This window comes from Arthrobacter ginsengisoli (assembly GCF_031456935.1).
Taxonomy (GTDB): Bacteria; Actinomycetota; Actinomycetes; order Actinomycetales; family Micrococcaceae; genus Arthrobacter; species Arthrobacter ginsengisoli.
In genome coordinates this window covers 181,828-194,404 of record NZ_JAVDVQ010000005.1, presented here as the reverse complement: position 1 = coordinate 194,404, position 12,577 = coordinate 181,828, and the positions used below count along the sequence as shown (strand labels likewise).

General features: G+C 69.0%; 14 protein-coding genes and 1 riboswitch. Of the genes, 7 read left to right on the top strand and 7 right to left on the bottom strand.

What is annotated here, in order from left to right:
- Window positions 1-37: 37 nt before the first annotated feature.
- Window positions 38-1,060, bottom strand: coding sequence for an SDR family NAD(P)-dependent oxidoreductase (locus J2X01_RS08175; RefSeq protein WP_310055433.1), 1,023 nt, complete (start codon window positions 1,058-1,060; stop codon window positions 38-40).
- A gap of 43 nt (window positions 1,061-1,103) precedes the next feature.
- Entirely contained in the window at window positions 1,104-2,324 is a 1,221-nt protein-coding gene (gene moeB, locus J2X01_RS08170; RefSeq protein WP_310055430.1) for a molybdopterin-synthase adenylyltransferase MoeB, read from the bottom strand.
- Window positions 2,325-2,459: 135 nt separating this feature from the next.
- Here moeB and J2X01_RS08165 point away from each other — a divergent pair, with 135 nt between their 5' ends.
- The 3 genes from J2X01_RS08165 to J2X01_RS08155 are packed head-to-tail and all read left to right on the top strand — an operon-like array spanning window position 2,460 to window position 3,716.
- Window positions 2,460-3,074 (top strand): TetR/AcrR family transcriptional regulator, encoded by a 615-nt coding sequence (locus tag J2X01_RS08165; RefSeq protein WP_374724952.1) that lies wholly within the window; start codon window positions 2,460-2,462, stop codon window positions 3,072-3,074.
- Between the two features lie 54 nt (window positions 3,075-3,128).
- Entirely contained in the window at window positions 3,129-3,353 is a 225-nt protein-coding gene (locus J2X01_RS08160) for a DUF3107 domain-containing protein (protein ID WP_310055424.1), read from the top strand.
- Window positions 3,354-3,413: 60 nt separating this feature from the next.
- A complete protein-coding gene (locus J2X01_RS08155; RefSeq protein ID WP_310055421.1) occupies window positions 3,414-3,716 on the top strand; it encodes a hypothetical protein in 303 nt (100 codons plus the stop codon).
- On the opposite strand, the gene J2X01_RS08150 is transcribed toward J2X01_RS08155, so the two are convergent.
- Genes J2X01_RS08150 through thiO form a run of 4 tightly spaced genes read right to left on the bottom strand, consistent with a single transcriptional unit; the run spans window position 3,713 to window position 6,452 of the window.
- Window positions 3,713-4,051, bottom strand: coding sequence for a 4a-hydroxytetrahydrobiopterin dehydratase (locus J2X01_RS08150; protein ID WP_310055418.1), 339 nt, complete (start codon window positions 4,049-4,051; stop codon window positions 3,713-3,715). The two genes, J2X01_RS08155 and J2X01_RS08150, sit on opposite strands and share 4 nt — an antisense overlap.
- A gap of 15 nt (window positions 4,052-4,066) precedes the next feature.
- Window positions 4,067-4,882 carry a thiazole synthase gene (locus tag J2X01_RS08145; RefSeq protein ID WP_310055416.1) on the bottom strand — a complete coding sequence of 272 codons (816 nt, stop codon included), beginning with the start codon at window positions 4,880-4,882 and terminating at the stop codon, window positions 4,067-4,069.
- 5 nt (window positions 4,883-4,887) lie between these two features.
- On the bottom strand, window positions 4,888-5,124 hold the full coding sequence (gene thiS / locus J2X01_RS08140) for a sulfur carrier protein ThiS (protein ID WP_310055414.1): 237 nt from the start codon (window positions 5,122-5,124) through the stop codon (window positions 4,888-4,890).
- Window positions 5,121-6,452, bottom strand: a complete 1,332-nt coding sequence (thiO, locus tag J2X01_RS08135; protein ID WP_310055606.1) for a glycine oxidase ThiO — start codon at window positions 6,450-6,452, stop codon at window positions 5,121-5,123. Before thiO ends, thiS begins: the two co-directional genes overlap by 4 nt.
- A gap of 91 nt (window positions 6,453-6,543) precedes the next feature.
- A riboswitch (TPP riboswitch) is annotated at window positions 6,544-6,678 on the bottom strand.
- A gap of 26 nt (window positions 6,679-6,704) precedes the next feature.
- Between thiO and thiE the strand changes: the two genes are divergently transcribed.
- Window positions 6,705-7,397, top strand: coding sequence for a thiamine phosphate synthase (thiE, locus tag J2X01_RS08130; RefSeq protein ID WP_310055411.1), 693 nt, complete (start codon window positions 6,705-6,707; stop codon window positions 7,395-7,397).
- Window positions 7,398-7,412: 15 nt separating this feature from the next.
- Here the strand turns inward: thiE and J2X01_RS08125 are convergent, their stop codons facing one another.
- A complete protein-coding gene (locus tag J2X01_RS08125) occupies window positions 7,413-8,084 on the bottom strand; it encodes a ferritin-like fold-containing protein (protein ID WP_310055407.1) in 672 nt (223 codons plus the stop codon).
- A 41-nt stretch (window positions 8,085-8,125) separates the two neighbouring features.
- Here J2X01_RS08125 and J2X01_RS08120 point away from each other — a divergent pair, with 41 nt between their 5' ends.
- The 3 genes from J2X01_RS08120 to J2X01_RS08110 all read left to right on the top strand — a co-directional run bounded on the left by J2X01_RS08120 (window position 8,126) and on the right by J2X01_RS08110 (window position 12,538).
- Window positions 8,126-9,610, top strand: a complete 1,485-nt coding sequence (locus J2X01_RS08120; protein WP_310055404.1) for an RNB domain-containing ribonuclease — start codon at window positions 8,126-8,128, stop codon at window positions 9,608-9,610.
- 301 nt (window positions 9,611-9,911) lie between these two features.
- On the top strand, window positions 9,912-11,657 hold the full coding sequence (locus J2X01_RS08115) for a DEAD/DEAH box helicase (protein WP_310055401.1): 1,746 nt from the start codon (window positions 9,912-9,914) through the stop codon (window positions 11,655-11,657).
- 8 nt (window positions 11,658-11,665) lie between these two features.
- Entirely contained in the window at window positions 11,666-12,538 is an 873-nt protein-coding gene (locus J2X01_RS08110; RefSeq protein WP_310055398.1) for a DNA-methyltransferase, read from the top strand.
- Window positions 12,539-12,577 lie beyond the last annotated feature (39 nt).

Genomic DNA, 12,577 nt, shown 5'->3' with positions numbered 1-12,577 from the left:
CAGCGCGGAATTCCGACCAAGGTGATGACACACGGCCCTAGCTGCCGAAGGCGTTGATCCCCGTCAGGTCGGCAGACAGCGCCCAGAGCCTGGCGGCGTCAGCCCGGTCCACCGCATGGGCGTCCACACCGCGGATCCGAGCCTCCGGCGATCCCGCCACGGTGGGGTCCGCGATGTCGCAGTCCTCACAGTAGACGCCCCCCATGCCCTCAAGCGCCGGAGAGGTCGCCGCCCACACAGACGTCGCCGCCCCCTGGGCGGGGGTCTTGAACCGTGCGTCGACCCTGCCCTCCTCATCCATCCAGCCGGCGGTGATCATTTCTTCCCGCGGCAGGTGGCGCTGAAGTTCCGTCATGATGCCGCCCGGGTGCACCGCGAAGGCACGCACCCCCAAGTCCCTGCCGAGTAGGTCAAGCTGCACGGCAAACAAGGAGTTCGCCGTTTTGGCCTGCCCGTACGCGCGCCACTTGTCATAGCCGGTCTCGAAGTTGATGTCATCGAAGCGGATCGGCGAGAGCTTGTGCCCGGTGGAAGACAGCGACACCACCCGGGCCCCGGAGCCGGCAGCCAGCGCGGGCCAGAGCAGGTTGGTGAGGGCAAAATGTCCCAGGTGGTTTGTGACGAACTGCGACTCCCACCCGGGACCCACGCGGCGTTTAGGGCTGGCCATGATCGCGGCGTTGTTGATCAGAATGTCCAGGCCACGAACCCCGCCGGTTTCCGCAGAGCCCAGGAACGTCGCTGCGAACTCTTTCACGCTGGACTGGTCTGCCAGATCGAGCGCGCCGACGCTCACCTCGCCGTCGGCTGTCCCGAAAGGGATTCCCGCCGCCGCAAGCACTTCGCGGGCCTGTGCGGGCCGCCGGGCCGGCACCACCACCACGGCGCCGGATGATGCCAGCGCCCGGACGGTTTCCAGTCCCAGACCGGAGTAGCCGCCGGTGACGATGGCGGTTTTCCCCCGCAGGTCGATCCCCGCCAAAACCTCCGCCGCCGTTGAGTCCCGGCCGAAGCCGGAACCGATCTTGTGCTGCGGGGTCACGCTCGCGTCATCGCTCATGTCACCGGCCTTTGCGCAGCAGGTTTACTTCAGGCTCATCCGGTCAGTAGACCGGTTTGCCGGGCTCGACGTCGCGCACCCAGGCCAGGATTCCGCCGTCGAGGTGGCTGACGCGTTCATAACCGGCTGCCCTGGCGGCGGCGAGGACGGCCGCGGAACGCGTTCCGGCCTTGCAGTGGAACACGATGTCCATGTCCTGCGGCAGCTCCTGCCACGCTTCGCCGGCCAGGATCCGGCCCTGCGGGATCAGCTCCGACCCGTCGATCCGGACGATTTCGTGCTCCCCGGGCTCCCGGACATCGACGAGGTGGAAGTCCTTGAGCCCGGCCGTGCGGGAGGCCAGCATCGTGGCCAGCTGGGTAGCCGTCACGGTATGTTCGGTCCCGGCGTCCGTGGTGGGGGTGATGCCGCAAAAAGCCTCGTAGTCGGTCAGCTCCGTGATCCGCTCCGCCTCGGGATCGCGGGAGACACGGATTTCCCGCCAGGTCCCGCCGAGGGCGTCGAAGAGCGCCACGCGGCCCAGCAGTGAGCGGCCGACGCCGGTGATCAGCTTCACGGCCTCCGTCACCATGAGCGCGCCGACAGCGGCACAGAGCATCCCGAACACTCCCCCTTCCCCGCAGGAGGGAACAGATCCTGCCGGCGGGGCTTCCGGGTACAGGTCCCGGTAGGTCGGTCCGTGCTTTTCCCAGAAGACGCTGACCTGCCCGTCGAAGCGGAAGATCGAACCCCAGACGTAGGGCTTGCCCAGGATCGCCGCGGCATCGTTCACGAGATACCGCGTGGCGAAGTTGTCGGCGCCGTCGAGGATCAGGTCGTAGCCGGCAAAGAGTTCCAGGGCGTTGGAGGCGTCCAGCCGGACCTGGTGCAGCCGGACGTCCACCAGCGGGTTCAGGGCGGCTATGGCATCGCGGGCGGACTCGATCTTGGGCCGGCCCACGTCCGCGACGCCGTGGATGACCTGACGCTGGAGGTTGCTCAGGTCCACCGTGTCGTCGTCGATGATTCCCAGCTTGCCCACGCCCGCGGCGGCCAGGTACAGCAGCGCCGGAGAGCCGAGGCCGCCGGCTCCGATCACGAGGACCCTGGCGTTCTTCAGGCGGCGCTGCCCGATCGCCCCGATTTCCGGGATGATCAGGTGCCGGGAGTAGCGTTCCACCTCATCCGGGCTCAAGCCGTCGGCCGGCTCCACCAGCGGCCCGGGCGCCGCGGTCGCATTTTCCGGGGTTGCAGGGGCTGAGTTGGGAGGGAACTTGGAAGCCATACTTCAATCTATGCCCGAAGATGCCGCCAGGTCATATTACCGGCACGTAAAGTGGACGTAACAGCAAGCGAAAGAAGGCCCACAGTGGTTCATCAGGCACCGGTTGAGCGGGGAAATGCCGGAAAGGCGACGGAGGTGCCCGCACGAAGCGGGCAGCGCTCGGCGCGGCTGCCCCGCGATGAACGCCGGGCGCAACTGCTCGCAGCGGCCCAGGAAGTCTTCGTTGCCAACGGCTACCACGGGGCCGCGATGGACGAAATCGCCGAGACGGCGCACGTGAGCAAGCCCGTGCTGTACCAGCACTTCCCGTCCAAACGCGAGCTGTACCTGGCCCTGCTGGACAACGAGCTGAGCAAACTGATCGCGCTGCTGCTGGGTGCCCTCAACTCCACCACGGACAACGATGAGCGCGTCCAGGCCGTCATGCGCGCCTACTTCCGCTTCATCGCCAGCGACGACCAGGCCCACCGCCTTGTCTTCGAGTCCGACCTCGTCAACGACGCCGACGTCAGCGCCCGGCTGGAGGCCTTCAACAAGACCTTCGCCAACGCCGTCGCCCGGGTCATCGCGGAGGACACGAAGCTGCCCGAGCTGGAGTCCCAGCTGCTGGGCCGCGGACTCGCGGGAATGGCCCAGGTCAGCGCCCGGTACTGGCTGGAAACCGACGGCAATCTTGACCTCGATGTGGCCAGCGATCTGATCTACCGTTTAGCTTGGCGCGGAATCTCCCGCTTCCCCAAGGAAACCTAGACTACAAATAGACATGACACCCAAGAGAACTTTGATTGGCTGGGAGGCCTTGCAGTGGAAGTAAAGATCGGCATACAGAACATCGGCCGCGAAATTGTCCTGGAATCGGCCCAGGACGCCGACGCCGTGGCCAAGGTGGTCGGCGAATCCATCACGAAGGGAACGGAGCTGCGCCTAACGGACGAAAAGGGCCGCCTGATCATCATTCCCGCAAACGTGCTGGGCTATGTTGAAATCGGCGCCCAGGAAGCCCGCCGCGTCGGTTTCGGCGCGCTCTAGCCCTTACCCGGTGCCGGCCTTCGGGCCGCACCGGTCCCCCGACCGGCGAGGAGTCCGAACATGCTTTCCCTGATTGTGGTTGCCCTGGTGACCGTGGCCGCGGGCTTTGTGGTCTGGGCCAATGACAAGCGGCACGCCAAATACGGCATCGCGGTGCCGGCGGGGATATCACTGGCCGTCGGAATGCTGAGCTGGATCATCTTCATCGCGGCAGGGCTGGGCTACCAGCCCGGGCTGACCTGGATTCCGTGGGTGCTGCCCATGGTCCTCGGCACCGCCGCCGCCGTGGCGGCGGTGCTTTACCTGGGCAAGACCCGCACCCGGCGCGACACCGCCCGGCTCACCGCCATCCTGCGCTACTAGCCGGTCCGGGACCGGCCGGGCTCGGCGGTGGCGCCGATCCGCGCTGCGGCTGCGCCGGCGGCCGTTGCGGCCGCGACGTCCCGCCGCGTGACGGCGCCCCCGGCGTCGTGGGAGCTGTACCGGAGGAAGACCCGGTTGTAGCGCCAGTCCAGATCCGGGTGGTGGTGTTGTTCTTCGGCCAGGCGTCCGACGGCGGCGATCAGTTCCAGCGCCGCGGCCGCCGTCGGCACTTTATAGACCGTGACGAGACCGCCGGACTGGTATCGCCAGTCCGGCAGCCCGGTCAGGGCCGCTTCGACCTCGCCCTCGTTGAGGATGTCCTCCGTGGCTGCCATGGCAGGCTCCTTTGCCTAAAGGAATTCGGCCCGGCCCTCCATAGCCGAGGAGGCCAGCGCATGCTCCCGGCGAGGGATCCTGCCGGCCCTCTTTGCCAGCCTACCGGCGATCACCGCGTGCTTGAAGGCCTCCCCCATCAGCACCGGATGCTGCGCCCGGGTTACGGCGGTGGCCAGCAGCACCGCGTCACAGCCAAGCTCCATGGCCAGGGCCGCGTCGGAGGCGGTGCCAATCCCGGCGTCGAGGACCACGGGCACCGAGGCACGCGAGACGATCAGTTCGATGTTGTGCGGGTTCAGGATGCCCAGCCCCGTGCCGATCGGCGCTCCCAGCGGCATCACCGCGGCGGCGCCCAGGTTCTCGAGCCGCAGGGCCAGCACCGGGTCGTCATTGGTGTAGGCGAAGACCTTGAATCCGCGGCCGACGAGCTGCTCCGTGGCCTCGACGAGTTCCACCGCATCCGGCAGCAGGGTGGTCTCGTCTGCGATCACTTCCAGCTTCACCCAGTCTGTTTCGAGGGCTTCGCGGGCCAGCTCGGCAGTCAGCACGGCGTCCTTGGCGGTGAAGCAGCCCGCGGTGTTGGGCAGCACCCGGATATTGTTCTCCAGCAGCAGCTGGAACAGCGACCCGGCCTCCGCCGGCGAGTAGCGTCGCATCGCCACCGTGGTCAGTTCCGTGCCGGACGCCAGCAGCGCGGCCGCCAGCCCGTCCAGGCTCGGCGCCCCGCCGGTGCCCATGATCAGGCGCGACCCGAGCTGCACGCCGTCGACGGTGAACGGGTCCGCTGCCGCGGGGGAAGCTTCCGGGGCCGACGCTGTGGCGTTCGCCATGCTGCTCATCCTCCCTGCACCGCCGTGACGAGTTCGATGTCGTCGCCGTCGGCGAGCGCGGTGCCGTGCCACTGGCTGCGGGGAACCACTTCAGCGTTGCGGGCCACCGCGACCCCGAGTTTGATGCCGTCGGCAGACTGGCCGTTCGGGGCCAGCGGCCGGCCGGTGACCTGGCTGACCAGGGTGCCCACGGAGGCGCCGTCGGCGAGCGTGCGCCCGGTTCCGTTGAGGGTGATATTCATAGCGTTTCCTTGCTGTGCTCGGGGGTGGAAGGGGTGTTCCGGGATGGCGTGCTCCGCGGTCCGGCGGCCGGCGCGCCGTTGTTCGTGGTGTTGTTGCTCCTGGTGCTGCTGCCCCCGGTGCCTGCGGCACGGGGACCGGCAGCGAATCTGTCCGGCCGGAAGCGCGCCCAGCGGGGGTCCGCGACGCCGTCCAGCAGCTGCCGGCAGATCTCCGCGGCGGCGGGCGTGAGCAGGATTCCGTGCCGGAAAAACCCTGTGGCGATGATCAGCCCCGCAACGTCCCCATGGCTGCGCTGGTCCGCCACGCGGCCCAGCAGCGGCGCGTTGTCCGGGGTCCCCGGCCGGGCCCGGGCGGTGGCTTCGAGCAGTTCCAGTTCGGCGACCGCGGGGACCAGCTGCTGGGCGTCGCGCAACAGCTGGTAGACGCCGCCGGCGGACACGGCCCCGCCGGCCGGGGCCGATGCCCGGCTGCCGCCACCGAGATCGTCCTCCCGCGCGGTGGCGCCGATCACGACCGTGCCGTCCTGCCGGGGAACGATGTAAACCGGCACGCCGCGGACGAGTCCCCGCACCGTTGCGGTCAGCAGCGGCCGCAGTTTCTCCGGCACGCGGAGCCGGAGGATGTCCCCGTGGACCGGCCGCAGCGGCAGCCGGAGCCCCTCCGGCAGGCCGTCGAGCTCGGCGGCGCCGAGGCCGTTGGCGACAATCGTCTCGCGGGCCCGGACGGAGCCGCCGCCGGCGAGACTGGCGCCAGCCACCCGCCCGTCCTCCCGGAGCAGCCCGGCGGCCCGCCTGTTAATGGTGTGGGACTGAGTGTCCGCGGCCAGGAGTTCCCCGATCCGGGCGAGCAGCCGGCGCGGGTCCACCTGGTGGTCGGCGGGAATGTCGAAGGCACAGGAGATGCCCGGGCTCAGCAGTGGCTCCCGGCCGCGAGCCGCCCGGACCGTCAGCGGCTCGACGGCCAGGCCGTACGACTGCTGGACGGTGCGCAGGTCCGTGAGCGCCCGGCGGTCCGCCGCGTCGGCCCCCACGGCGAGGGTCGGCGTCGTGAGGTATCCCGTGCCGGGGCCATCGACAGCGCCGGTGTCCGTTCCCGGGGCCCCGCCGGGCTCCAGTCCGGCTGCGAAGGCCGGCCAGAGGCGGGAGGACTCCAGCATGAGCTCCAGGAGGGCCTCCTCCTGGTAGTGAAGTTCACTCACCGGGGCGAGCATGCCGGCGGCGGCCCAGCTGGCGCCGCTTCCGGGGGCGTCGTCGATCAGGGCGACCGATCGGCCCGAGCGGCGCGCGGCCCAGGCGATCCCGTGGCCGATGACGCCGCCGCCGATCACGGCGACGTCGTAACATGGGCCGGCTGCGGCGTCATCAGCGGCTGCAGCTGCCGCTGCGTCGGTGCCCGCGGCCACGCCGCGGGCGGAGGTCTCGTCCAAAAGGATTCCTTCCCTACGCCGGTACTAACCGGATCAGGTCAAGCGGTCGGCTCTGATGCCCTCTCAGCCAGCCGGTGCCGGACGCCAAGGGCGTGGACGGACGCGGCGGGCTCCCGCGGTACTTGCCCAGTTTAGAGGAACTAGGCTGGACCCATGAGCCCGGATGCCCTCCACACCACTGCCCGCCTTTACCTTTGCACCGATGCCCGCCAGGACCGCGGGGACTTCGCCGACTTCGTGGACGCGGCATTTGCCGGCGGCGTCGACATCATCCAGCTGCGCGACAAGTCACTGGAAGCGGCCGAGGAACTGGCGTACCTGGCAGTCCTGGAACAGGCGGCCCGGCGCCATGACCGGCTCTGGGCCGTCAACGACCGGGCGGACCTCGCCTCGTTCTCGGGCGCTCCGGTGTTCCACATCGGGCAAAAGGACATCCCCCTCGGAGCCGCCCGGAAATTCCTCGGCCAGGACGCCGTGATCGGGCTGTCCACCCACAGCCCGGAGCAGGTGGACGCAGCCATCGCCGCGTCCCCCGGCCGCAACGGCCTGGACTACTTCTGTGTCGGACCGGTCTGGGCCACTCCGACGAAGCCGGGCCGCGCCGCCGTCGGGCTCGGACTGGTGCGCCACGCGGCGGACGCGATCCGCCGGGCCGCGGACCGGGACGGTGCCGGGGCGGACGTGGTGCCGTGGTTCGCGATCGGGGGCATCGACCTCGGAAATGTGGAGCAGGTGGTGGACGCCGGGGCGCGCCGGATCGTGGTGGTCCGCGCCATCACGGAGGCCGACGATCCGGCCGGCGCCGCCAGAGCCCTGCTCGCGGCACTCGACGCCGCGGGGAACTGAGCCCGGTCCCCCGACTCAGCCGGTCAAACCGAGTTCTGTCATCCGGCGTGAATGGTTCGCCGCCACTTCCGCCATCATCCCGCGGACAAGCTCCTCGGACCGTTCCTCATCCGCGCCGATCAGGCCGCCGACGAACGAGTGCTCAAAACTCACCCGCTGCGCCTGGGTCAGGGCCTCCCCGAGCAGGCGCCTGGCCCACAGCGCCAGCCGCGAGGCCAGCCGCGGGTCGTCGGCAAGGGCCGTCCTGAGCCGATCGCGGAGCACCGCGGTGGCCCCCTCATCGGCCTGGACCTGCTCCACCAGGGCCCGGGTCCCGGCATCGACGTAGCGGGAAATGGCGCGGTAGAAGTCGGCGGACACGGTGTCGATCACGTACGCCTTCATGAGGGATTCGTACCAGTCCGCGGGGCGGGTGCGTTCGTGGAAGTGGTCCACGGACGGCTGGAACGGCAGCATGGCAGCCTCAACGTCCTGGTCCATGGCGTCGAGTTTGGCGCTCACGAGCTCGTAGTGCCGGAACTCGATCACGGCGAGCCGGCCCAGCACCGCACGGTCGTGCAGCGTGGGGGAATACCGTGCGTCGGAAGAGAGCCGCTCGAACGCGGACAGCTCGCCATAGGCGATCACGCCCAGCAGATCCCTGAGGAAGCTGTAGTAACTGGCGGGATCAGCCGGCGATGTGCTCATGATCCAAGACTAATGGCGCAAATGAAGCTAATCTGATTTTCGTGTCCCATCATCGCCTGACCCCGAGCGTCCACCAGCAGAAGAACCAGCTTGCCGAGGCCCTCAACGCGCTGCGCACGACGCTGGAACTGCCGGGGCCCTTCCCCGAGGACGCGCTCCGGGAGGCCAAGGAGGCAGTCGCCGGGCACGAGCTGCCGGAGCTGGATTTCACCCATATCGAGTTCGTGACCATCGATCCGGCGTCCTCCACCGACCTGGACCAGGCCCTTTTCATCGACCGTTCCGGCGAGGGCTACAAGGTCTTCTACGCGATCGCCGACGTCCCCTCCTTTGTGGCCCCCGGCGGGGCGCTCGACGCCGAGACGCGCCGCCGCGGGCAGACCTTCTACACCCCGAACGGCCGGATTCCGCTGCATCCGGAAGTCATCAGCGAAGAAGCCGGAAGCCTGCTGGCCGGGCAGCTGTGCGCCGCCTTTGTCTGGGAGTTCGAGTTGGACGCCGCCGCCGAGGTGTCCGCGGTGCTGGTCCGCCGTGCGACCGTCCGCAGCCGGGCCAAGCTCAGCTACCGCGGTGTGCAGGCCGAGCTCGACGCCGGCACCGCCGCACCCGTCCTCCAGCTGCTCCGGGAAGTCGGGATGAAGCGGGTGGAGCTGGAACGCCTCCGCGGCGGGGCCAGCCTGAACATGCCGGAGCAGGAAATCGAACAGCTGCCCGACGGCGGCTACCGGATTGTCGCTGCACCGCCGCTGCCTGTGGAGGACTGGAACGCCCAGATCTCCTTGATGACGGGGATGGCCGCCGCGGGAATCATGCTGGCGGGCAAGGTCGGCATCCTGCGCACCATGCCGCCGCCGGATGAAGCCTCACTCGGACATTTCCACCGCCAGACCAGGGCTCTGGGCAAGCCCTGGGACGGCGCGATGAGCTACGGCGAATACCTGCGCACCCTTGACCCCACGGACCCCCGGCAGCTGGCGATCGTGCACTCGGCCGGCATGCTGTTCCGCGGAGCCGGCTACACACCCTTCGACGGAACGGTTCCCGGGGCCGCCGTCCAGGCCGCCATCGGCGCCGCCTACGCCCATTCCACGGCCCCGCTGCGCCGGCTCATCGACCGTTTTGTCCTGGTCATCTGCGAGGCGCTGAGCAACGGCACGGCTGTGCCCGACTGGGCCCGCGCCGCGCTGCCGTCCCTTCCCTCGATCATGGCCGCGTCGGACCAGCTGGCCGCCAAGCTGGAGCGCCTCGCGCTCGACACCGTCGAGGCAGCGCTGCTGGTCAACCACGTCGGCCAGGAGTTCGACGCCGTCGTGATCTCCGGCTCCAAACCCGGCAAGAACGGCCGGAACGGCAACGGCGGCGCCAGGCCGGGCAACGGAAGCGGGCCTTCCGGGATCGTGCAGATCGCCGAGCCCGCGGTGACGGCCCGCTGCCCCGGCGAACTCGAACCCGGCACCGAGGTCCGGGTCCGGGTTCTCTCTTCCGACATCGCCACCCGTGAGGTCCGTCTGGAGCTGGTGGGCTGAGCCAATCGGCAGGGTTCCCGCGCGCCGTCTGCGGTCACCGTCGAGGTTCCGGGCCGCATACAGCTAGACTGGGAAGGTAGATATGGATGCCCGGTCGTTGATTTCCTTGATTTTCGAATTCAACAAGCCCGCCCCTACGCGATCTTGAGATAGACCCGCTGGTCCCCAGTGCCAGCATTTAGATAGCCCGCGATCGGCTTCCACTGGATTTGCTTGCGCGCCTGAGCGTGCTCCGGAACGGCCACCCGGCCGGCCCCGTTGAGCAAGCAGCGCAGCCCAAAATGAATAAGGAAACTCCCCCGTGAGTGAATTGCACACGCACCAGCTTCTGACCGACGAATCCGGAACGGAAACGCTCGAGCCGGAAGAGACCATTATCTCGGACGAGAAGCCGCACGAGATTGCCGAGAAAACCTTCGCCGACTTCAACGTCCGCGCCGACATCGTGGAGTCGCTGGCCGACGCCGGCATCACCCACCCCTTCCCGATCCAGGCCATGACCCTGCCGGTCGCCCTGAGCGGTCACGACATCATCGGCCAGGCCAAGACGGGCACCGGCAAGACCCTCGGCTTCGGTATCCCGGCGCTGCAGCGCGTCGTTGGACCGGACGATGCGGGGTATGCCTTGCTCCCGGCTCCCGGCGCCCCGCAGGCCCTTGTAATCGTGCCGACGCGCGAACTGGCCGTCCAGGTCGCCAATGACCTGCAGAACGCCGCCCGCAAGCGCAACGCCCGCATCACCACGATCTACGGCGGCCGTGCCTACGAGCCGCAGATCGAGGCCCTGCAGAAGGGCGTCGAGGTTGTTGTCGGTACCCCCGGCCGCCTCATCGACCTGTACAAGCAGAAGCACCTCGTGCTGAAGAACGTCAAAATGGTCATCCTTGACGAAGCCGACGAAATGCTGGACCTCGGCTTCCTGCCCGACGTCGAAACCCTCATCGCCGGCACCCCCGCCGTCCGCCAGACCCTGCTGTTCTCGGCCACCATGCCCGGCCCGGTCGTCGCCATGGCCCGCCGCTATATGACGAAGCCGACCCACATCCGCGCCGCCGACCCGGACGACGAGGGCCTCACCAAGCGCGACATCCGCCAGCTGATCTACCGTGCCCACAGCATGGACAAGATCGAGGTCGTCGCCCGCATCCTGCAGGCCCGCGGCCGCGGCCGCACCATCATTTTCACCAAGACCAAGCGCACCGCGGCCAAAGTTGCCGAAGAACTCGTGGACCGCGGCTTCGCCGCCGCCGCCATCCACGGCGACCTCGGCCAGGGCGCCCGTGAGCAGGCCCTGCGCGCCTTCCGCAACAACAAGGTCGACGTCCTCGTCGCCACCGACGTCGCCGCCCGCGGCATCGACGTCGACGACGTCACCCACGTCATCAACTACCAGTGCGTGGAAGACGAAAAGATCTACCTGCACCGCGTGGGCCGCACCGGCCGCGCAGGCAACAAGGGCACGGCCGTGACCTTCGTTGACTGGGACGACATGCCCCGCTGGGGCCTGATCAACAAGGCCCTGGGCCTGAGCGTCCCGGAGCCGGTGGAAACCTACTCCTCCTCGCCGCACCTTTTCGAGGAGCTCGACATCCCCGCGGGCACCAAGGGCCGCCTGCCCCGCGACAAGCGTGTGCTGGCCGGCGTCGACGCCGAGGTCCTGGAGGATCTGGGCGAGACGGGCAAGAAGAACGCCCCCCGCACAGGACAGGGCACCGGCGGACGCGACAGCGCCCGCAGCGGCGGCGCCACGGGTGGCGGTCGCGACGGCGGCCGTACCACCGGCGGCAGCCGCGAGACCCGCCGCAGCGGCGGCGCCAGCGCCGGCAAGGACAGCGGACGCTCCGGCGACCGCCGTCGTCGTCCGGCTGAGGCGGAAGCCAGCACCGGCCCGGCCGCCGAGGCACCGGCCAGGTCCGTCGCCAGCGCGCCGACCGAGGTCGACCGCGCCACCCGCGCACGCCGGCGCACCCGCACCCGCCGCCGCAACGGCGAAGTGGTTGCAGGCGAGGCACAGGCCGGGGCACCGGCAGGCAGCACCGAGGCCTAAACCCCCTCATGACTGACACCGTCTGGGCGCCGGACGGCAGCAACCTGGTGGTACACGCGGACAACGCGGCGTACCTCCCGACGCTGCCGGACGGCGCCTTCACACTCATTTACGTGGATCCGCCCTTCAACACCGGCCGGGTCCAGAAGCGCCAGGAAACCAGGATGGTGCTCAACGCCGGCGGCGACGGCGACCGGGTCGGGTTCAAGGGCCGCTCCTACGACACGATCAAGGGCGCGCTGCACAAGTACGACGACGCGTTCAGCGACTACTGGACCTTCCTGGAGCCGCGCCTCGTCGAGGCCTGGCGGCTGCTCGCCGACGACGGCACCCTGTACCTGCACCTGGACTACCGCGAGGTGCACTACGCCAAGGTCATGCTCGACGCCATCTTCGGCCGCGAGTGCTTCCTGAACGAGATCATCTGGGCCTACGACTACGGCGCCCGCGCCAAATACCGCTGGCCCACCAAGCACGACAACATCCTCGTGTACGTCAAGAACCCCACGAAATACCACTTCGACAGCGCCGAAGTGGATCGGGAACCGTACATGGCCCCCGGACTCGTGACGCCGGCCAAACGCGAGCTCGGCAAGCTGCCCACCGACGTGTGGTGGCACACCATTGTCTCCCCCACCGGCAAGGAAAAGACCGGTTACCCGACGCAGAAGCCCGAAGGGCTGATCCGCCGCGTGGTGGCGGCCTCCAGCCGCCCCGGCGACTGGTGCCTGGACTTTTTCGCCGGCTCCGGAACGCTCGGCGCCGTCGCCGCGAAGCTCGACCGGAAGTTCGTCTGTGTGGACCAGAACCAGCCGGCCATCGACGTGATGGCCAAGCGGCTGGCGGCCCACGCCGAGTTCAGCGTCTTCCCGGGCAACTGAGGCGCATCCCAACTGACTCGCAGCAGGGGCCGTTCTGAG